Genomic DNA, 19509 nt, shown 5'->3' with positions numbered 1-19509 from the left:
AGGTAAGGCGGGAGCTAAGCGCTGACCTCTTGCACGCCATGCAAGCGCGCTAACAGCTTAGCCATATTCCCCCTAGCGAAGAAATCGCTGACGCAAATAAAAAAAGCCGCTCAAGGCGACTTTGATTATCATGTGATTTCTGCGCTGGTGGTGAAGGTAAGGCGGGAGCTAAGCGCTGACCTCTTGCACGCCATGCAAGCGCGCTAACAGCTTAGCCATATTCCCCCTAGCGAAGAAATCGCTGACGCAAATAAAAAAAGCCGCTCAAGGCGACTTTGATTATCATGTGATTTCTGCGCTGTTGGTGGAGGTAAGCGGGATCGAACCGCTGACCTCTTGCATGCCATGCAAGCGCTCTCCCAGCTGAGCTATACCCCCCGGGCGCAGAAACACTGCTACTTCTTTACTACTAAAACACCAGACTGAACTGGCGTCCCCAAGGGGATTCGAACCCCTGTACTCACCGTGAAAGGGTGATGTCCTAGGCCTCTAGACGATGGGGACCTTGGCACTACATTTTGCTACTTTACTTCTGCGCTATTGGTGGAGGTAAGCGGGATCGAACCGCTGACCTCTTGCATGCCATGCAAGCGCTCTCCCAGCTGAGCTATACCCCCCGGGCGCAGAAATAATAAAAGCCGCACTTGGCGACTTTGTTCCACTACTTGCTTTCCATCCAGATTCCGCTTTTTACGGGCCTGAACTTACAACAATCAGTACAAACAACTGCCACTACTATACCACAAAACCTGGCGTCCCCAAGGGGATTCGAACCCCTGTACTCACCGTGAAAGGGTGATGTCCTAGGCCTCTAGACGATGGGGACCGCGGAACTACTAAACAACAACTGCACCACTTCCACAACTAACAAAACCTGACTGCGATTTTGCTGCTGGTGGAGGTAAGCGGGATCGAACCGCTGACCTCTTGCATGCCATGCAAGCGCTCTCCCAGCTGAGCTATACCCCCGTTGGTGCAGAAACAAGAGTATAGCAAAGAAGTTTCACTCTGCAAATACCCTTTTTCGTCTATGAGCAACTTTTCATAGGGACGGTTTCCGCACGCTGTTTCTACGCATATTTCTACGCGTATTTCATTGCGGCGATTACAGCCACTTTGCCAGGCGCGCCAGCACGGTGTCGCGGCCGAAGATCACCACCACCTGGTCGATGGCCGGCGTCTGCAGCTGGCCCGTCAAAATCAGGCGCAAGGGCATGGCCAGCAGCGGCATCTTGATGGTGTTGGCCGCCAGTACTTCCTTGATCATGGCGGCCACGGCTTCCTTGCTCCACTCCACGGTGGCGATGCGCTCGGCAAACTGCGCCAGCACGGGCTTGATGGCATCCGTGATGTGCTGCGTTACCAACTCTGCTTCCGGTTGCGGCGCGCGGAAGAACAGCATCGAGGCCGCTGCCAGTTCATTGATGGTGTTGGCGCGCTCTTTCATCATGCCCAGCACTTGCGCCAGGTCCGGCGCGCCTTCGAAGACGGCACCGGCAGCGACCATTTGCGGACGCGCCAGGTCGGCCAGACGGGCGTTGTCGGCCTGCTTGATATAGTGATTGTTCAGCCAGGCCAGTTTTTCATTGTTGAACTGGGCCGCCGATTTCGACAGGTGATTCAGGTTGAACCACTCGCAGAACTGCTCGGTCGAAAACACTTCGTCGTCGCCATGGCTCCAGCCCAGGCGCGCCAGGTAGTTCAGCATCGCTTCCGGCAGGAAGCCCTGCGCCGGGTAATCCATCACGCTGACGGCGCCGTGGCGCTTCGACAGCTTCTCGCCGTCCGCACCCAAAATCATCGGCAGGTGGCCGTACAGCGGCAGCGGAGCGCCGATGGCGCGCAGGATGTTGATCTGGCGCGGGGTATTGTTGACATGATCGTCGCCGCGGATCACATGGGTGATCTGCATGTCCCAGTCATCGACTGCCACGCAGAAGTTGTACGTTGGTGTGCCGTCCGGGCGGGCGATCACCAGGTCGTCCAGCTCGCGATTCGAAATCGTGATCGTGCCCTTGACGACATCGTCCCACGTCACGTCGCCATCGAGCGGATTCTTGAAGCGCACGACGGGCTTGCGGTCGGCAGGGATGGCCGGCAGGGTCTTGCCCGGTTCCGGGCGCCAGGTGCCGTCGTAGCGTGGTTTTTCGCCGGCGGCGCGCATGCGCTCGCGCATCGCTTCGACTTCTTCCGGCGACGAGTAGCAGTGGTAAGCCGTACCCTCTGCCAGCATCTGCGCCACCACTTCGCGGTAGCGGTCCATGCGGGCCATCTGGTAGAACGGGCCTTCGTCGTGGTCCAGGCCCAGCCACTTCATGCCTTCGACGATGGCTTGCACGGCTTCCGGCGTGGAACGCTCCACGTCCGTGTCTTCGATGCGCAGCACGAAGGTACCACCGAAGTGGCGGGCATACGCCCAGCTGTATAAAGCGGTGCGGGCGCCGCCCAGGTGCAGATAGCCGGTCGGGCTGGGAGCGAAACGGGTACGGACGGGAGTAGCGGTTGTGGTCATCGAGGTAATCAGGCTTGAATAAGTAAAACGCCATTTTACTCTGTTGACCGCCGCCGCTCCACAAGCGCCGTCACAGCTGCAGCAAGCGCCTTTTTACTTCCTCAGCCTGCGCATGCAGCGCCTGCTCGAACAGGGCGACCAGTTGCGACAAGGGCCGGTGCAAAGGCTTGACCAGATTCACGGTGAACGGCAAGGACACGCCGAAGCGGCGGATCTGCAAGCCCTGCCCCGCATAATCAAGGGCCGTGAGCGGATTGACGATGGCCAGGCCCACGCCTTCGCGCACCATCGCGCACACGGAGGCGGCGCTGTGCGTGTCGAGCGCCATACGCCGCTCCACGCCCGCCTGCGCGAAGATGGCGTCGATCTGCTGGCGGTAAGGGTCGACGGCGGCCAGGCTGATGAAAGGCTGGCCCGCGAAATCCGCCGGCTGCAGCACGGCCTTGCCGGCGAGCGCATGACCATCGGGCAGCACGCACACTTCATCGACGGACATCAAGGTGGCGAGCGCGGTGCCCGGTGGCGCATTGTCCACTTCCGTCAGGCCGATGTCGTGGCGCTGCGCCGACAGCCACTCTTCCAGCAGCGGCGATTCCTGCGGCGTGATGCTGATGCTCACCTTCGGAAAATCGGCCACGAAGCGCTTGCACGCCTGCGGCAGCAGCGACTGGGAAAACACGGGCAGGCAGGCGATCGACAACTGCCCCTGGTCGAACTGGCGCAGGGCCGCCGCCGTACTGACGATGCGCTCCAGGCCGAAATACGCGCGCTGCACTTCCTCGAACAGTTGCAGCGCCTGGGCTGTGGGGCGCAGCCGCCCCCGCTCGCGCTCGAACAGGGTCAAGCCCGTCAAATGTTCGAGGCGCGCCAGCTCGCGGCTGACGGTCGGCTGCGAGGTGTGCAACATGGCGGCGGCCGCCGTCACGCTGCCCGTCGTCATGATGGCGCGAAAGACTTCGATATGGCGCAAGGAGATAGTCATGCCCATATCATAAATGAATAAGGTAGACCTAAATGGATATTTTATGTTTACAAAGAAAACCCGCATCATGGTCAGCATCGTAGGTCGGATTAGCGGGCAAGGCCCGCGAAATCCGACGCCACCCATAACATGACAAAGACAACCACCATGAAACCAGTGCCAGACGCCACCCTCGCCCAACTCGCCCAGGAACACGGCACGCCATTGTGGGTGTATGACGCCGCCACCGTCCGCGCGCGCATCGCCCAGCTGGCACAATTCGACACCGTGCGCTTCGCGCAAAAGGCCAATTCGAATATCCATTTACTGACCTTGATGCGCGAAGCGGGTGTGCACGTGGATGCCGTGTCGCTGGGCGAGATCGAGCGCGCGCTGCAGGCGGGCTTTACGCCGGCGCAAACCCATGGCGCGGCCGGAGTGGTATTCACCTGCGACCTGTTCGACCGCGCTACCCTGGCGCGCGTGGCGGCGGCGAAGATCGAAGTCAATTGCGGCTCCGTCGACATGCTGCGCCAACTGGGCCCCGTGTCGCCCGGCCACCGCGTCTGGCTGCGCATCAATCCAGGCTATGGCCATGGCCACAGCAACAAGACCAATACGGGCGGCGAAAACAGCAAGCACGGTATCTGGCATGAGGAGCTGCCGGAGGCGCTGGCCGTCATCCGCGCGCATGGCCTGCACCTGGTGGGCCTGCACATGCACATCGGCTCGGGCGTCGACTACAGCCACCTGGAAACCGTCTGCGGCACCATGGTCGACCTGGTGAAAAACATGGGCCACGACCTGGAAGCCATTTCCACGGGCGGCGGCCTGTCCGTGCCTTACCGCGAAGGCGAGCAGCCGGTCGACACCGACCACTACTTCCAGCTGTGGGATGCGGCGCGCAAGCAGATCGAGGCGCATCTGGGCCACGCCGTGCACCTGGAAATCGAACCGGGCCGCTTCCTCGTGGCCGACGCGGGCCTGCTGGTGGCCGAAGTGCGCGCCACCAAGCAAATGGGCGGCAACCACTTCACCTTGCTCGATACGGGCTTCAATGAACTGATGCGCCCCGCCATGTACGGCAGCTACCATGAAATGTCGGTCATCGCGCACGACGGCCGCGCGCTGGACGCCAGCCCCGCATGCGCCACCGTGGTCGGCGGCCCCCTGTGCGAATCGGGCGACGTCTTCACCCAGCGCGATGGCGGCGTGGTCGAAACACGCCTTCTGCCCGCAGCGCAGGTGGGCGACTATGTCGTCTTCGAAGGTGCGGGCGCGTATGGCGCGTCGATGTCGTCGAACTACAACAGCCGACCGCATGCGGCCGAATACCTGGTCGATGGGGAGCAATCCCGTTTGATCCGCCGCCGCCAGACGGTGGCCGAGCTGATCGCGCTGGAACAACTCTAAAACCGCACCCGCGTGCGGGCATGCGCATCTGCTAACATCGGGGCAATTCGATGAAAGCCCGCCATGCCCGCCCAAGTACTCCCCTTCCGCAGCGCCACCCGGCGGCTGCTGCCCCTGCTGCTATGCGCCGTCCTTGCCGGCTGCGCCGCGCTGCCTTCGCTGGAAGGTCGCATGCCCTCCAGCGTCATCACGGATACGGCGCAGACCAAATTAGCCACGGCCATTGCGCCGCTGGTGGCGCAGCATCCCGGCGTGTCCGGCATTTACCCGCTCGTCGACGGGCGCGATGCCTTTGCCGCGCGCGCCCTGCTGGCCGCCGCCGCCCAGCGCAGCCTGGACGTGCAGTACTACATCTGGCACAAGGACATCACCGGCACCCTGCTGTTCGACGCCCTGCGCCAGGCGGCCGAACGGGGCGTGCGCGTGCGCCTGCTGCTCGACGATAACAATACGGCGGGCCTGGACCAGACCCTGACCATGCTGGGCAAGCAGCAAAATCTGCAAATCCGCCTGTTCAATCCCTTCGTGCCCCGCGCGCCGCGCGCGCTGGCCTTTGCCACGGATTTTTCCCGCCTCAACCGGCGCATGCACAACAAATCGTTCACGGCCGATAACCAGGCCACCATCGTCGGCGGGCGCAATGTGGGCGATGAATATTTTGGCGCGGCCGGTGACGTGCTGTTTGCCGACCTTGACGTGCTGGCCGTCGGCCCCGTCGTCGACGAGGTCTCGCAGGATTTCGACCGCTACTGGAACAGCACCTCGGCCTACCCGGCCAGGCTGCTGCTGACCAGCCCGGTCGACGGCGACGCGGCCACCATCGCCGCCGAGGCAGACCGCATCGACGATACCAAGGCGGCCGAGGAATACGTGCAGGCGCTGCGCACCTCGCCCTTCGTCAAACTGATGATGGAACGCACCCTGCCCTTCGAATGGGCAAGAACGCGCGTGGTCAGCGACGACCCGGCCAAGGTGCTGGACAAGGCCAGGCCAGGTACGGGCGTGGCGGAAAACCTGCAAAACCTGCTGGGCGTGCCGGAAAAGGAAGTGGACCTGGTATCGCCGTATTTCGTGCCCGGCAAGTCCGGCACGCAAGCCTTTGCCGACCTGGCACAAAAAGGCGTGGGCGTGCGCATCCTGACGAATGCGCTGGAAGCGACCGACGTGGCGGCCGTGCATGCGGGCTATGCGAAGTGGAGAAAACCGCTGCTGGAAGCGGGCGTACTGCTGTATGAATCACGCCGCTCGTGGGAAGCGGGCGAGGCGCGCGCGCAGCCTGGCCACCTCGGCAGCTCCGCCTCGAGCCTGCATGCGAAGACCTTTGCCGTCGATGACCGGCGCATCTTTGTCGGCTCGTTCAACTTCGACCCACGCTCGATCGACTTAAACACGGAAATGGGCCTCGTCATCGACAGCCCCGCGCTGGCCAGCCAGCTGGGCCTAGCCATGCGCACCACCATCCCGCAGCGCGCCTACCAGGTGCTGCTAGGCGACGATGGCGCGCTGTACTGGATCGCCCGCAACGCCAGCGGCGGCATCACGCGCTACGACACGGAGCCGGGCACCAGCGTGTGGAAACGCATGGGGGTGGCGATTCTGTCGGTGCTGCCGATAGACTGGCTGCTGTAACACTTACCGGGGTCAGACCCGCCGGGTCTGACCCCAAGCAAGTGCCAACTCGCCTTACCGCACCACCTCCGTCAACACCCTACCTTCCGACGCCGACGGCTGGCGTATGCGCAGCACATGGGCAAGCGTAGGCGCGATATCGACCACTTCCGCGTACTGGCCATAGGCGCCCGGCTTGATCCAGCGAGGACCGAAGACCATCAGCGGCACGTTGGTGTCGTACGTGTACGGCGTGCCGTGCGAGGTGCCGCCAGCGCCCTTGCCGAAGTACCAGGCCGGCTTTGTGACGACCATCAGGTCGCCCGACAGCTGGCGGTTCCAGGCGCGGCGCATCAGGGTGTCCATGCGCGTGGCCACCGCCCCCGTTTCCATCTGCGTGCGCGTGTAGACCTGTGCCAGGCCGTCCTGCTGCAGAAGGAAGCGGGCCGCCGCGTCTTCCAGCGCAGCGCGATGGACGCCGCTCTTTTCCGCCAGCGCGTAATCGAGGTAGATATTCGGCAGCGACGACGTCGTCACCAGTTTATCGATGCCCAGGTTTGTCGCCAGGTGCCGGTTCAAGGCATCAACCAGTTTGGCGCCATCGATGCGCTTGGCCGAGAAGCCCCGCGTTTCGGAAAATTCCGGCACGTTGGCAAAGCCATGATCGGCCGTCAGCACCACCAGCACATTGTCCATGCCGACTTTTTTATCCAGGTCGGCAAAGAAGCCGGCCAGCATGCGGTCCAGGCGCTGCAGGTGGTCGTGCGACATCTTGCTTTCCGGGCCGTATGCATGGTTCACGTAATCGTGCGCGGACAGGCTCACGCCCAGGATATCGGGCACGCCGGCCGGGTTGCGGCCCAGGTTTTCGCCATCGATGGCGGCGCGGGCAAATTCCAGCGTCAGTTCATCGAGGAAGGGGCCGGACTTCAAGCGGCTGTAGTACTCGCCATCGAGCTTGCCGCTGTCGCTGTAGTACGCAAACGGGAAGGTGTTGCGCGTGCCCGGCTTGGCCGCCACCAGATCATCACGGGCGTCGCGCGCATAGGCAGAATCGGCCAGCAGCGGCGTCCAGCTCTTGCCATAGTAGCGGTCCTGCGGCTTGCTGGCCTGGTAGCGCTGCACCCATTGCGGATGCTGCTGCATATAATAAGTGCTGCTGGCGAAGTTGCCCGTCTTTTCCATGTACATATAGGCCGTGCCCGTTTTCCCGGCCAGCAGGATGGCGCCGCGGTCCTTGCCCGATACGGTGACGACCTTGGCCTGGTCGCCCGTGGAATAGCGCAGTTCGTCGCCCAGGGTGCTCACGCGCAGCTTGGTCGGCGCCGTGCCGTCATCGGGCTGCGTGTCTTCGCCGATGTAATGGAAATTGCCATCCTCGGTGCAGTACACGGATTTTTTTGTGACGGGATCGATCCAGTTATTGCCGATCACGCCATGCTGGTACGGGTAGGCGCCCGACAGCACGGCCGAGTGGCCGATGGCGGTGACCGTGATGCCGTGCGCCTGGTGCGCATCGCTGAACCACGCGCCCTGCTCCAGCAAGCGGCGCAATCCGCCCTGGCCGAACTGGTCGCGGTAGCGCGTCACCTGTTCTTGCGGCAAGCCGTCCACGACCAATACCACCACCAGCTTCGGTTGCGCCGCAGTGGCAGGAAGCGCCTTGGCGGCATGCGCCTGGCATGCCGCCACGCTGGCCACCAGCAGCAGCGCCCGCGCCAGTTGCCGGGAAAGGGAGAAATTCTTGCTCATATGCACTCATCCAAAGTTAGGCCATCGGGCAGCATACGCCGACTATATGACGTAATAATGACAAAAAGCAATAACAAGAAAAAGGCCGGGTTCCATCGCTGGGACCCGGCCTGATGCCGACATGAATCAATATGCGCGATTACTTGACCGTCACCTTGATGCTTTTGCTCAACTCCGGCCCATACGACTGGTGCGCGCCGTTGGCGAACTGCATGGTCAGGGTGTACTGGCCCGGCGGCAAGGTGACGTCCGTTTCCGTTTGACCTTTGCCGAAATGCAAATGTTTATCATCCATGGGTATCATCTCGCCCGCCTTCATCGGCCCCATATTGATGAGCAAATGATGGTGGCCCGTCTTGACCGTCATGTCGCCGGCCGGCTTGACGTCCATGCCGCTGACGGCAAATTTCACCTTGAACGGGCTGCTGACGGTGGCGCCATCAGCCGGCTCCACGAACGAGACGGATTGGGCGAAAGCGCTGGCGGCCAGCAGGCTGCCGGCAACCACGGCTGCGGCTTCGCGCAGGAATACAGTGTTCAGGTGCATGATGTCTCCTCTTGTTTAATAACAACGCGGACTGCATGAAACCATATTACTGACGACCATGGCGCCGGATTGTTAACCCATGAAGGGCCGGGGTCGAACCCTGAGGGTTCGACCCCAGTCTCAGCCTTGGGTTAAATCAGTCGTTTTTAATAACGATACTCGGGAACTTGCTGGTCATATCCTTCGCCTTTTCCGCCACCTTGATGGCGATGGTGCGGGCGATCTGCTTGTAGATGGCGGCGACGGGGCCATCGGGCTCGGCCACGACGGTGGGCGTGCCCGAATCGGTCTGCTGGCGAATCGCCATGGTCAGCGGCAAGGCGCCGAGGAATTCCACGCCGAAGTCGGCGCACATTTTCGCGCCGCCGCCGGCGCCAAAGATTTCTTCCGCATGGCCGCAGTTCGAGCAGATGTGCGTGCTCATGTTTTCCACCACGCCCAAAATCGGAATGCCGACTTTCTCGAACATTTTGAGGCCCTTGCGCGCGTCCAGCAAAGCGATGTCCTGCGGCGTGGTGACAATCACGGCGCCGGTGACGGGCACTTTCTGCGACAAGGTCAATTGAATGTCGCCCGTGCCTGGCGGCATGTCGACGATCAGGTAGTCGAGGTCACGCCAGTTGGTCTGGTCCAGCAGTTGCTGCAAGGCTTGCGTGACCATCGGGCCGCGCCACACCATCGGTTCGTCCGGATCGATCATGAAGCCGATCGACGACACTTGCAGGCCGTGGTTTTCCATCGGCTCCATACTCTTGCCATCGAGGGTCTTCGGCTGGCCGCTGATGCCCAGCATCATCGGCTGCGACGGGCCATAGATATCGGCGTCCAGCATGCCGACGGTGGCGCCTTCGGCTGCCAGGGCCAGGGCCAGGTTGACGGCCGTGGTCGATTTACCCACGCCGCCCTTGCCGGAAGCGACCGCAATGATGTTTTTCACATTGCTCATCGGCTTCAAGCCGCGCTGCACCGTGTGCGAAATGATTTTCGACGACACTCCCACGCTGACGTTGCCCACGCCCGGCAGCACGCGCAGGGCGGCCAGCACGGATTTGCGGATCAGGTCGATCTGGCTTTTGGCGGGGTAGCCCAGCTCGATGTCGAGGGAAATGTCATTGCCATCGACCTTCAGATTCTTGACGGTTTTGCTGGAAACGAAATCTTTATGTGTATTTGGATCAATAACCTGGGCCAGCGCGGCCTTGACGTCTTCTACTGTGATGCTCATGTAAATCTCCGTGTGTACTACATATGTGCAATACGCGCAGTCTAGCGCAAAATCGCCAGGCGCGATCAAGACAAAAGCATCACTTGCCAGCGCTGCATCTGCTCATATTGCCTTTCCGCTGTTAAAATGCCCTATTATCCATCCCAAAAGTGCATCAATCATGACTCGCAAGCTGTTCGTCACCACTGCCCTGCCTTACGCAAACGCCGCTTTTCACATTGGCCACATCATGGAATACATCCAGGCTGATATCTGGGTCCGGTTCCAGCGAATGCAACGCGATGGCGCAGCCGGCCGTGAAGTGCACTTTGTGGGCGCCGACGATACGCATGGCACGCCCATCATGATCGCCGCCGAAAAGGAAGGCATCACGCCGCAGCAATTCGTCGCCAACATCGCCGCCGGCCGTGCCCAGTACCTCGATGGCTTCCATATCGCCTTCGACAACTGGTATTCGACCGATTCGCCGGAAAACGTCGACCTGTCGCAATCGATCTACCGCAAGCTGCGCGATACGGGCCTGATCGTCACGAAAACCGTCGACCGTTTCTTCGACCCGGTCAAAGGCATGTTCCTGGCCGACCGCAACATCAAGGGCGAATGCCCGAAATGCGGCGCCAAGAACCAGTACGGCGACAATTGCGAAGTATGCGGTGCCGCTTACCAGCCGACCGACCTGGTCAATCCGTTCTCGGTGTTCACCAACGCGACGCCCGTGATGAAGCCGTCGGAACAGTATTTCTTCAAGCTGTCCGATCCGCGCTGCTTCGAATTCCTGAAAAGCTGGCTCAATACGCCAGGCCGCTTGCAGCCTGAAATGGTCAACAAGGTCAGCGAATGGCTGGGCGAAGCGGGCGAAAAGCTGGCCGACTGGGATATCTCGCGCGATGCGCCCTACTTCGGCATCCCGATTCCCGATGCGCCGGGCAAGTTCTTCTATGTGTGGATGGACGCGCCCGTCGGCTACCTGGCCAGCCTGAAAAACTATTGCGACAAGAAAGGCCTCGATTTCGACGCCCTGCTGAACGATCCTGCCACGGAACAAATTCACTTCATCGGCAAGGATATCGTTTCCTTCCATTTGCTGTTCTGGCCCGCCATGCTGAAATTTGCCGGCCACCCGGTCATCGACAAACTGAAAGTCAACGTCCACGGCTTCCTGACGGTCAACAACGAGAAAATGTCGAAGTCGCGCGGCACGGGCATTTCGCCGCTGCGCTACCTGGACCTGGGCATGAACCCGGAATGGCTGCGCTATTACATCGCCTTCAAGCTGAATTCGAAAGTGGAAGACCTGGACTTCAACGGCGAAGATTTTGTCGCCCGCGTGAACAGCGACCTGATCGGCAAATACGTGAACATCGCCAGCCGCTGCGCCGGCTTCATCGCCAAGCGTTTCGACGGCAAGCTGGCGAGCGCCCTGTCCGAAGGCGCGCAAAGCTGGATCAACCGCGCGCTGACGGTGGACGTCAACGGCGTCATCGTCGAGCGCCAGGCCAGCATCGCTGCGCACTTTGAAAACCGCGAATTCGGCAAGGCCTTGCGCGAAATCATGGAAATCGCCGACATCACTAACCAGTATGTCGATGAAAACAAGCCATGGATCCTGGCCAAGGATGCGGACAAGACAGCCGAGCTGCACGACGTGTGCACCACGGCCCTGATCCTCTTCCGCCAGTTGACGATCCTGCTGTCGCCAGTCCTGCCGGGCGTGGCCAAGAACGTGGCCTCCTTCCTCAACGACGAGCAATTTACCTGGGCGGATACGCAAGTATTCGGCGACGCCGTCTCGAACAGCATGCTGGGCCGTACCATCGGCGCCTACAGCCATTTAATGACGCGCATGGATGCGAAGATGATCGAAGCGCTGTTTGACGCACCGCAAGCTGTCGCCGCCATTGCCGCGCCCGCTAGCGACGCCGCCAACGACGCCGCATCCGTTGCGCCGGCCGCTGCCGCCATCGAAGAACTGGCGCCCGAAATCAAGATCGATGACTTCCTCAAGGTCGACTTGCGCATCGCCAAAATCGTCAACTGCGAACTGGTGGACGGCTCCGACAAGCTGCTGCGCCTGACCCTGGACGCGGGCGAAGGCCGCCTGCGCAATGTGTTCTCCGGCATCCGTTCGGCGTACCAGCCGGAAGAGCTGGTCGGCAAGCTGACAGTGCTGGTGGCCAACTTGGCGCCGCGCAAGATGAAGTTCGGCATTTCCGAAGGCATGGTCATGGCAGCGTCCGCCGCCGACGAGAAGGCGAATCCGGGCATCTACATCCTGAACCCGTGGCCGGGCGCCGAACCTGGCATGCGCATACGCTAAGCCACCACAAGGACCGATGATGAATATCGTGGTGCGCGAAGCAACAAATGCCGATGCACAACTGATGGCCGATCTGACCCGCGCTGCCTGGGCCGGCAAGGTCGCGGCCTCGTCCAGCGGGCATCACGAAACGGCACAGCAGGTGGAAGAGCAACTGCGCCACGGCGGCGGCTTTCTGTTGCTGATCGACGACATTCCAGCCGGTTCGCTGCGCTGGATGCCGCTCGACAGCGACCCGGCCATCTGGAAGATTTCACGCATGGGCGTGCTGCCCGCCTACCGGGGTAGCCACGTCTCGCAGCACTTGCTGGAAGCCATCATTCATCACGGCCTGTCGTGCCAGGCAGAGGAATTGCGCCTGGCGGTGCGGCGCGACCAGCGCAAGTTGATCGATTTTTATGCGGCCTTCGAATTCGACCTGGCCGAAGAACTGGAATATTCGCACGCCAACCCCGCCGAACCGGCGCCGATGGTGATGCGGCGTTTGTTGCGTTATTGATTTTTAGCAATTTCGCGCCCGGACTTGCCGATACAACAACCCGCCAAGCGGCACGGCGCGGTAAAATACGGCCGGCTGACCTTACCTATAAGACACTCAGAAGAGAATATGAAACTGCCTGCAAAACACAACAACTACGTATCCGACCACACCTTGTTCATCGCCGAACTGAAGGCCAAGAATCCTGGCATGGAAGCGGGCCAGCAAGCGGGCCGCGCCCTGCTGTGGGACAAGCCAGCCGTCAGCATCGATGAGCAGGAACGCCAGCTGGCATCGGCCGTCAAGCAACAGGCTTACGTTTACCAGAACAAGAACTAAGATCTGGAAGCGGCACGATGTTGCCTGAAGAGTCTGTAGTCACGCCGGAAGCCGACGCTTCCGGCGCCGGCGCAGTCATCGCGTTGCCCGAACCTGTCGCTGATGGCGACGGCAGCGGCGACCCTGCAGCATCTGCAAGCACGGACGCGGCGCCCGCCGCCGACCCGCTGGGCATCGCCCGCCTGTATGGCGAGCCGATGCTGCGCATGCCGACGGATTTGTACATTCCGCCGGACGCGCTGGAAATCTTCCTCGAAGCCTTCGAAGGCCCGCTCGACTTGCTGCTCTACCTGATCCGCAAGCAAAACTTCAACATTCTCGATATTCCGATGGCGCAGGTGACCCTGCAATATCTGAAATATGTCGACCAGATCCGCGTGCGCAACCTGGAACTGGCCGCCGAGTACCTGCTGATGGCGGCCATGCTGATCGAGATCAAGTCGCGCATGCTCTTGCCATCGCGCAAGAGCGACGTCGAGGAAGATGGCGGCGACCCCCGTGCCGAACTGGTGCGCCGCCTGCTCGAGTACGAGCAAATCAAGCTGGCCGCCTACGACTTGAATGCCATTCCCCAGTTCGAGCGCGATTTCGTGCGCACGCAGATTTTCATCGAGCAAAGCCTGACGCCCACCTGGCCCGAGGTGGAACCGGTGGACTTGCAGCAGGCGTGGCTCGACGTCCTGAAACGCGCCAAGCTGACCCAGCACCACCGCATCAGCCGCCAGGAACTGTCCGTGCGTGAGCACATGTCGAGCATCCTGCGCCATTTGCAATCGTCGCGCTTCGTCGAGTTCAGCGAGCTGTTCGACATTGCCGGCGGCGTGCCCGTGGTGGTGGTCAACTTCGTGGCCCTGCTGGAACTGGCCAAGGAAACCCTGATCGAAATCACGCAGGCAGAACCGTTTGCCCCCATCTACGTCCGGCTGGCGTATTCGCCCGCCTGATCCCTTCCCTTTGTCACTGACCACCGTACAACGGGGTTTTAGCGAAAGCAATCCATGAAAATTATTTCCGACATCGAAGAATTGCGCGACCAGCTCAGCGGACAGCTGCGCACGGCGTTCGTCCCCACCATGGGCAACCTGCATGAAGGCCATCTGTCGCTGATGCGCTTGGCGCGCAAGCATGGCGACCCTGTCGTCGCCTCGATCTTCGTGAACCGCCTGCAATTCGGGCCAAACGAAGACTTCGAAAAATATCCGCGCACCATGGCGGCCGACATCGCCAAGCTGGAAAAGGAAGGCGTGTACGTGCTGTTCGCACCGACGGAAAAGGAACTGTATCCGGAGCCGCAGGAATACCGCGTGCGCCCCCCCGATGACCTGGGCAATACCCTGGAAGGGGAATTTCGCCCCGGCTTCTTCGAAGGCGTGTGCACCGTCGTCACCAAGCTGTTTTCCTGCGTTGGTCCACGAGTGGCCGTGTTCGGCAAGAAGGATTACCAGCAACTGATGATCATCCGCAACATGGCGCGCCAATTCGCGCTGCCGACGGAAATCATCGCCGCCGAAACGTATCGGGCCGACGATGGCCTGGCTTTGTCGTCGCGCAATATGTACCTGTCGGAAAGCGAACGGGCGGAAGCGCCGGAGCTGTTCAAGGGACTCAATTTTGTCGCCGAGGAAGTGCGCAAGGGCAACCTGGCCGTGGACGAACTGGAACAGGCAGCCATGCAGCTGCTCGATGGCCGCGGCTGGAAATCGGACTACATCGCCGTGCGCAAGCGCGCCGACCTGCAAGCGCCGAGCGCTGCGGAGTTGGCCGCCGGGGAACCGCTGGTGGTGCTGGCCGCCGCCAAGCTGGGACAGACCCGCCTGATCGACAACCTGGAAATCTAAACGCAGTCACAGCGGGGCCATTCGGCCCCGTTTCTTTCTCTACTTTTCCATTCCTACCAGCTTGAGCTCGGCAAACAGCGGCTTGTTGCTGCCGCGTGCCGTTTGCAACATGTCATAGCTGGCCGCGTCGAGCACGATTTCCTCTCCCGCCCACAGCTTGCGCTGGTGCGCAGGCAGCCTCAGGCTGCGCAGGATGGCCCGAGCCTGGGCCGGATCGGCTGCCAGCAGGCGGATGGCGTGCGCACCGCGCTGCACCCCCGTGAGTATCGGCAAGCCGCCCTGCGGGCCATGTTGGCTCAGGCTGACATAATCATGGCCACCCACGCGGTGCAGATAGGCATGCCGGCCATCGCCTTCGGCAGGCCACTGCGCAGCCGGCTCCTGCATCTCGACAGACGCGACAGGCGCAACGGCGGTTTGTTCCAGGCTCACGCCACACGCCGTTAACAGGGCTGTGCTCAGGGCGAAAAATAATACAGGTGCTCGGCGCATCGTGCGCTCCTTCTTGTCGGGGTCGGGGACAAAGGTCGAATACTGCAGCGATCATGGGCCAAATTATTTGACGTGTAAAGTTAATTTTAGGAAATATTTCATTCCTTTACGAAATTTCCTGTAACCAGCAGGATCTTGTCTTTCCATACCAGGCAGGCCAGGCATCATTGTTAATGTAATTTGCGCTGAAACTATGGTTGCCAGCATTTTCCCTGCACCAATAGAGATCGCAATGGCTGCGCCGGCTCGCAGCGACAGCATACGGGCCTCCCACCACGACAGGAGACCATCCGTGAACACAGCAGCTATACCGGCCAAGGTCGCCATCGTCACGGGCGCTTCGCGCGGCATCGGCGCGGCCATCGTAGCCGATGCGGGTGACGTGCAGGCGCTGTTCGATGCGGCCGACGCGGCCCACGGCGGCGTCGACGTTCTGATCAACAACGCTGGCATCATATATCGCCGCAGCCGTGGCATTCCTGACTGGGCCGGATAGCCGCTGGATGAATGGACAAACGCTGCGTGCGAATGGCGGGCTGGTATAGCACCAGCCAAACCGACTGCGCGTCGCGCGTTGCCACCTGCGATGCTCACCGTACTAGATTTCGATTGCGGACACAGATTTTCAACGGATCACTCCGCATCGGTAGCGATGATCACCAGGACGGCATCGACGCCACCTCTTCCGACCTGGCGATCGGGCATGCAGCCGCCGGCATCCGCGTCAACGTGATGGCTCCGGGCTCGGTCGACACACCGCTGCTGAAGGGCATTCCGGCCGACTTCCTCAAGTCGCTGGCGCAGCTGACTGCCCTTTCTAGCGTCAGGGTAATCTCCGACGCCGCGGTGTCTCTGAGCGAAGCCTGGCTGGTCACCCGCGAAGTGTTGCGCGTGTGTAGGACTGCGCGCATTACCCCTGTGGCGACAGGCGCGGATGGCGGCGCCGCAGCACCCAGGCCATGCCCAGCAGCATGGGCGCCAGCAGCGCCAGCGTGCCCGGTTCCGGAACCACGGCGATCGGCGCGGGCAACGGCGCAACGAAGTCGATGTCGGCCAGGGTCGAATCGAGCAGGATGATGTCCGACAGCTTGAGCGTCGCGATGCCGCTGGCGTTGCGCGACCGGAACTCGATGCCCGCCAGAGCGCCGCTGCCGCTCACGCCGGGCAAGCTGTCGGTCAGCGTGCCCAGCGTGAACGAGATGCGTCCCGCCACATTGTCTATCGTGCCGGGAAAGAAAATGGTGGGGCCGCCGATGGACAGCAGGCCGCCTTCGGCGACGCTGGTAGCCGATAGCAGCCTGGGATCGAACGACAGGTCGAACTGAAAGGCGAACAGGTCGGTGGCGTCATGGATCACGATGTTGACGCCAAAGCTTTGGTCATGTGACACGAACAGGGTCTCGGGCTCGATGTCGATGATGGGGGCGGCGCTGGCCTGGACGGTACAGGCCAGCAAGGCGCCCAAGGCCCAGAGGCAAATCGATGTCAGTCGGGTGGCCATGCTGTACTCCTCTTCAGGTTCAAGTTCGGTCCGGATCAAAACGAGCAAGCGGCGCCGGCCGGCAGCTTGCGTGCCAGAATGGCCAGGTCCCGCACGTCGACCACACCATCGTTGTTGACGTCGCCGTTCACCCGGGGGCCGCGCTGTCCCAGCCTGAGACGGACCAGCGCAACGTCGGCACAGCTGACTTCGCCGACCGTGATGCGCAGCGCGTGGTTCTGCTCGACTAACTCTCCGCGCAAGATGAGCTTGCCGGGAAGCAGGGGCAGGCGTAGCACGCCCGGCACTGGCGAGATACCACCGCCCGCGCGTAGGATTTCGGTGCTGTCGCCCGGCCGGAGCGTGACGCCGGGAGCCAGCGTCACGTAGATCTCGCCCTCCAGTTCCGCGCCGCCCGCGACCTCGAGCCGCGTCGGGGTCGCGCTGGCAAAGGCGTCCGGCACCTGGATCAGGCCGTTCAACGGCAGGAACAGATCGCCGTTGATGTGGCGTATGCCCCGTAGCCGCAACACGCCGTTGTTGACGAACTGGGCTTCCAATGCGCCGCCGGTATAGTCGAAGGTGCCGTTGTTGTAGATAAAGAGCGCACTCAGGGCGCCGCGGGTCAGCGTGTAGCCGCTATTGCCGCTGGCGATCGATAGAGTGCCCTCGAACCCGCTGGCGATCGGCGTCTTGGCTTCGATCCGGTGGGTGCCGCCATTCTGGATGAACACGCCAGTGCCGTCCATGCCCACCCATTCTTCGTTGCTTGACAGGGTGCCCTCGTTCAAGGTGTAGCTGCCGAAACCGCCAGCGTTGTAGCCCAGGGTCAAGCGACGCAGCACGTCGTTGCTGCCATTTTCCTGCGTAAAGCTGCCGCTGCCGTTAAACCCGATGTCCTCCACCTCGGACCTGAGCGTGGTGTCCAGCCCGTCGAGCACGTAGGTGCCGGAGCTGCCCGCTTCCGCACCGAGCAGCAGGGTCGGTGTGATCATGGTGCCGTCGGTCTGGTCCAGCCGGCCCATGCCGGCCATGCCGACGACGCTCAGCATTGCTTCCAGGTCCGCCTGTACGCGCAGCGTCATGTTGCCGGTGCCGGTGGCATCGATCCTGAGGTCGAGCAGTTGGGCCGGCGCGGCTTCGCTGTCGCGTATCACGGTCCGGTCGATATCGTCATGCTGCAGCAGATACACCGTGCCGCGCGTCGGTTGGACGGTGCCACCCGGCCCGTCCGGGGTTTCGGACCAGTTATTGCCTTCTTCCCAGAAACCGTTGCCATTGATCCAGTAGTGCGTATTGCTCTCGAAAAATGCCTGCAGGGAAGCGAGCCAGGCGGGCGCCAGCTTGTCGTAGCCCTGTTGGGTGGCCGGATGGGTGCCGTCCGTGAAGTCCGCCAGCGTCAATTGCGAGCCGGCGTCCACAAAATGGGTGTTGTTGTGCTGCATTGCCAGCGTGCGGACATTGTTGTTGTATTCGTTGATGTATTTGTTCAGAATAAATTCGCCCAGCAAGCGGAGCGCAACCTCGTACTCGGTCGCCGTCAGGACGACATCGCCGTCCGCATCGGCCGCGCGGAAGATATTGCCCAGGTTAGGGTTCAGTTTCCTGCGGGCAATGAAAGCGTCCACCGCGCTGGTGAACCTCGCCTGATCGACCGCGCCGGTTTGGCCGCTGACTATGTCAAAGGCGAGTCCTTGTGATTTCAGGTAATTGAGAAGGGTATGCGTTACCGTTGGCCCGGAGCCTTCGAGGGGATAGCCCATCGGCGGGATGGACGAGACAAAGATCTCCACCTTCTGTCCGCGGTCCTGATAGTCCTTGTTGATTTTCTTGATCAGCGTGTCAAGCGCGCCGGCCAGGGCGGGCCGGCCCAGCGCGCCGAGACCGGAGCCGACGTCGACCTGCCTGAAATCGTTGGTGCCGGCCATCAGCAGGATGATGGCAGGATTGTAGGTGTTCCATGCAGCCGTTCCGGTGATATTGTCAACCGTGGCGCCCACCGCGCCTTGATGGGCAAGGTAGTTGGGCGGGTCGGAGGAGTCATGGCCGGCGCCGACGTAGTCGATTTTCTTGGCGGCCGCGAGCAGGTCGGTGAGCAGCTTCAGCCGGTAGCTGCGCTCTGGCCTCAAGGGATAGCCAGCCGTCAGCGAATCACCCAGCGGCATCACTTTAATCAGCAGTGGCGGCTCTTCCGCGCAGGCGAGCGATGCCGCGCACAGCCAGCACAGCAAGATGAAGGCGCGCAAGATCTGCCTGGCCCAGGAAAACAGGCTGGCTTTGATGGGAACATTGCGGGGCATAAATCCTCCGGACGGGCTGCATGGCATCGAAGTGGCGCCAGGCCCAACCATGCAAATCATGTGCCACGCGCCGCAGTAGCTTGATTTTTCAGCGTATTTATTTAGCTCAACGCGCCAGTCCGGAAACAATGTAAAAAAATCCGGCATCGGGAGCCAGGTCAGCATCCGCGCGGAAACGTCTTGAGCGTGTACAGGATCGCCGCCGCCGTGCCACGGTGGTCGTGGAATTTTCGCCGCGCGTGCGCAC

Annotated in this window: 17 protein-coding genes and 5 tRNA genes; 8 read left to right on the top strand and 14 right to left on the bottom strand. The window is 61.6% G+C overall.

The features are described 5' to 3' along the window. Positions 1–302: 302 nt before the first annotated feature. The 7 genes from ACQ4WL_RS13990 to ACQ4WL_RS13960 all read right to left on the bottom strand — a co-directional run bounded on the left by ACQ4WL_RS13990 (position 303) and on the right by ACQ4WL_RS13960 (position 3494). Positions 303–378 (bottom strand) — tRNA-Ala (locus ACQ4WL_RS13990). 50 nt (positions 379–428) lie between these two features. Then, positions 429–504: transfer RNA gene (locus ACQ4WL_RS13985), tRNA-Glu, on the bottom strand. A gap of 37 nt (positions 505–541) precedes the next feature. Beyond that, a tRNA-Ala gene (locus ACQ4WL_RS13980) sits at positions 542–617 on the bottom strand. A gap of 133 nt (positions 618–750) precedes the next feature. Next, positions 751–826 (bottom strand) — tRNA-Glu (locus ACQ4WL_RS13975). Positions 827–893: 67 nt separating this feature from the next. Further along, positions 894–969 (bottom strand) — tRNA-Ala (locus tag ACQ4WL_RS13970). A 136-nt stretch (positions 970–1105) separates the two neighbouring features. Next, complete coding sequence (gene gltX / locus ACQ4WL_RS13965) at positions 1106–2512, bottom strand: glutamate--tRNA ligase (RefSeq protein WP_436510305.1); 1407 nt, start codon at positions 2510–2512, stop codon at positions 1106–1108. A gap of 70 nt (positions 2513–2582) precedes the next feature. Beyond that, the gene (locus ACQ4WL_RS13960; protein ID WP_436510304.1) at positions 2583–3494 is read right to left on the bottom strand and encodes a LysR family transcriptional regulator; all 912 of its coding nucleotides are present in this window, start codon (positions 3492–3494) and stop codon (positions 2583–2585) included. A gap of 147 nt (positions 3495–3641) precedes the next feature. Here ACQ4WL_RS13960 and lysA point away from each other — a divergent pair, with 147 nt between their 5' ends. Together lysA and ACQ4WL_RS13950 are read left to right on the top strand one after the other, a co-directional pair. Continuing rightward, positions 3642–4886, top strand: coding sequence for a diaminopimelate decarboxylase (gene lysA / locus ACQ4WL_RS13955; RefSeq protein ID WP_436510303.1), 1245 nt, complete (start codon positions 3642–3644; stop codon positions 4884–4886). A 63-nt stretch (positions 4887–4949) separates the two neighbouring features. Then, on the top strand, positions 4950–6515 hold the full coding sequence (locus ACQ4WL_RS13950; protein WP_436510302.1) for a phospholipase D family protein: 1566 nt from the start codon (positions 4950–4952) through the stop codon (positions 6513–6515). A 54-nt stretch (positions 6516–6569) separates the two neighbouring features. Here ACQ4WL_RS13950 and ACQ4WL_RS13945 read toward each other — a convergent pair whose 3' ends face one another. The 3 genes from ACQ4WL_RS13945 to apbC all read right to left on the bottom strand — a co-directional run bounded on the left by ACQ4WL_RS13945 (position 6570) and on the right by apbC (position 10018). Continuing rightward, entirely contained in the window at positions 6570–8246 is a 1677-nt protein-coding gene (locus tag ACQ4WL_RS13945; protein WP_436510301.1) for an alkaline phosphatase family protein, read from the bottom strand. A 139-nt stretch (positions 8247–8385) separates the two neighbouring features. After that, positions 8386–8793: a DUF4399 domain-containing protein gene (locus ACQ4WL_RS13940; RefSeq protein WP_436510300.1), complete on the bottom strand. Its 408-nt coding sequence runs from the start codon at positions 8791–8793 to the stop codon at positions 8386–8388. A gap of 136 nt (positions 8794–8929) precedes the next feature. Next, the gene (gene apbC / locus ACQ4WL_RS13935; protein WP_141172498.1) at positions 8930–10018 is read right to left on the bottom strand and encodes an iron-sulfur cluster carrier protein ApbC; all 1089 of its coding nucleotides are present in this window, start codon (positions 10016–10018) and stop codon (positions 8930–8932) included. A 160-nt stretch (positions 10019–10178) separates the two neighbouring features. On the opposite strand from apbC, the gene metG reads away from it, so the two are divergent. The 5 genes from metG to panC all read left to right on the top strand — a co-directional run bounded on the left by metG (position 10179) and on the right by panC (position 14990). Next, a complete protein-coding gene (gene metG, locus ACQ4WL_RS13930; RefSeq protein ID WP_436510299.1) occupies positions 10179–12335 on the top strand; it encodes a methionine--tRNA ligase in 2157 nt (718 codons plus the stop codon). Positions 12336–12354: 19 nt separating this feature from the next. After that, entirely contained in the window at positions 12355–12834 is a 480-nt protein-coding gene (locus tag ACQ4WL_RS13925) for a GNAT family N-acetyltransferase (protein WP_071078250.1), read from the top strand. A gap of 108 nt (positions 12835–12942) precedes the next feature. Then, entirely contained in the window at positions 12943–13152 is a 210-nt protein-coding gene (locus ACQ4WL_RS13920) for a DUF3460 family protein (protein ID WP_034778041.1), read from the top strand. Positions 13153–13169: 17 nt separating this feature from the next. Then, positions 13170–14096 (top strand): segregation and condensation protein A, encoded by a 927-nt coding sequence (locus ACQ4WL_RS13915; protein WP_436510298.1) that lies wholly within the window; start codon positions 13170–13172, stop codon positions 14094–14096. Between the two features lie 54 nt (positions 14097–14150). Beyond that, a complete protein-coding gene (panC, locus tag ACQ4WL_RS13910; protein ID WP_436510297.1) occupies positions 14151–14990 on the top strand; it encodes a pantoate--beta-alanine ligase in 840 nt (279 codons plus the stop codon). 39 nt (positions 14991–15029) lie between these two features. On the opposite strand, the gene ACQ4WL_RS13905 is transcribed toward panC, so the two are convergent. Beyond that, positions 15030–15422 carry a hypothetical protein gene (locus ACQ4WL_RS13905; protein ID WP_436510296.1) on the bottom strand — a complete coding sequence of 131 codons (393 nt, stop codon included), beginning with the start codon at positions 15420–15422 and terminating at the stop codon, positions 15030–15032. A 123-nt stretch (positions 15423–15545) separates the two neighbouring features. After that, on the bottom strand, positions 15546–15743 hold the full coding sequence (locus ACQ4WL_RS13900) for a hypothetical protein (RefSeq protein ID WP_436510295.1): 198 nt from the start codon (positions 15741–15743) through the stop codon (positions 15546–15548). 31 nt (positions 15744–15774) lie between these two features. Here ACQ4WL_RS13900 and ACQ4WL_RS13895 point away from each other — a divergent pair, with 31 nt between their 5' ends. Further along, a complete protein-coding gene (locus tag ACQ4WL_RS13895; RefSeq protein ID WP_436510424.1) occupies positions 15775–15978 on the top strand; it encodes a hypothetical protein in 204 nt (67 codons plus the stop codon). 414 nt (positions 15979–16392) lie between these two features. Here the strand turns inward: ACQ4WL_RS13895 and ACQ4WL_RS13890 are convergent, their stop codons facing one another. Beyond that, entirely contained in the window at positions 16393–16983 is a 591-nt protein-coding gene (locus ACQ4WL_RS13890; RefSeq protein WP_436510294.1) for a cohesin domain-containing protein, read from the bottom strand. Between the two features lie 35 nt (positions 16984–17018). Continuing rightward, entirely contained in the window at positions 17019–19262 is a 2244-nt protein-coding gene (locus ACQ4WL_RS13885; protein WP_436510293.1) for an SGNH/GDSL hydrolase family protein, read from the bottom strand. Positions 19263–19509: the final 247 nt, after the last annotated feature.

Origin of the sequence: Janthinobacterium kochi (assembly GCF_051380715.1) — a bacterium.
Classification (GTDB): Bacteria; Pseudomonadota; Gammaproteobacteria; order Burkholderiales; family Burkholderiaceae_D; genus Janthinobacterium.
This window is presented reverse-complemented; position numbering and strand designations above follow the sequence as displayed.

Excerpts from the sequence above, each read along its gene's own strand:
- gltX (WP_436510305.1), bottom strand. The coding sequence starts at position 2,512 with ATGACCACAACCGCTACTCCCGTCCGTACCCGTTTCGCTCCCAGCCCG.
- ACQ4WL_RS13960 (WP_436510304.1), bottom strand. The coding sequence starts at position 3,494 with ATGACTATCTCCTTGCGCCATATCGAAGTCTTTCGCGCCATCATGACG.
- lysA (WP_436510303.1), top strand. The coding sequence starts at position 3,642 with ATGAAACCAGTGCCAGACGCCACCCTCGCCCAACTCGCCCAGGAACAC.
- ACQ4WL_RS13950 (WP_436510302.1), top strand. The coding sequence starts at position 4,950 with ATGCCCGCCCAAGTACTCCCCTTCCGCAGCGCCACCCGGCGGCTGCTG.
- ACQ4WL_RS13945 (WP_436510301.1), bottom strand. The coding sequence starts at position 8,246 with ATGAGCAAGAATTTCTCCCTTTCCCGGCAACTGGCGCGGGCGCTGCTG.
- ACQ4WL_RS13940 (WP_436510300.1), bottom strand. The coding sequence starts at position 8,793 with ATGCACCTGAACACTGTATTCCTGCGCGAAGCCGCAGCCGTGGTTGCC.
- apbC (WP_141172498.1), bottom strand. The coding sequence starts at position 10,018 with ATGAGCATCACAGTAGAAGACGTCAAGGCCGCGCTGGCCCAGGTTATT.
- metG (WP_436510299.1), top strand. The coding sequence starts at position 10,179 with ATGACTCGCAAGCTGTTCGTCACCACTGCCCTGCCTTACGCAAACGCC.
- ACQ4WL_RS13925 (WP_071078250.1), top strand. The coding sequence starts at position 12,355 with ATGAATATCGTGGTGCGCGAAGCAACAAATGCCGATGCACAACTGATG.
- ACQ4WL_RS13920 (WP_034778041.1), top strand. The coding sequence starts at position 12,943 with ATGAAACTGCCTGCAAAACACAACAACTACGTATCCGACCACACCTTG.
- ACQ4WL_RS13915 (WP_436510298.1), top strand. The coding sequence starts at position 13,170 with ATGTTGCCTGAAGAGTCTGTAGTCACGCCGGAAGCCGACGCTTCCGGC.
- panC (WP_436510297.1), top strand. The coding sequence starts at position 14,151 with ATGAAAATTATTTCCGACATCGAAGAATTGCGCGACCAGCTCAGCGGA.
- ACQ4WL_RS13900 (WP_436510295.1), bottom strand. The coding sequence starts at position 15,743 with ATGCTGTCGCTGCGAGCCGGCGCAGCCATTGCGATCTCTATTGGTGCA.
- ACQ4WL_RS13890 (WP_436510294.1), bottom strand. The coding sequence starts at position 16,983 with ATGGCCACCCGACTGACATCGATTTGCCTCTGGGCCTTGGGCGCCTTG.
- ACQ4WL_RS13885 (WP_436510293.1), bottom strand. The coding sequence starts at position 19,262 with ATGCCCCGCAATGTTCCCATCAAAGCCAGCCTGTTTTCCTGGGCCAGG.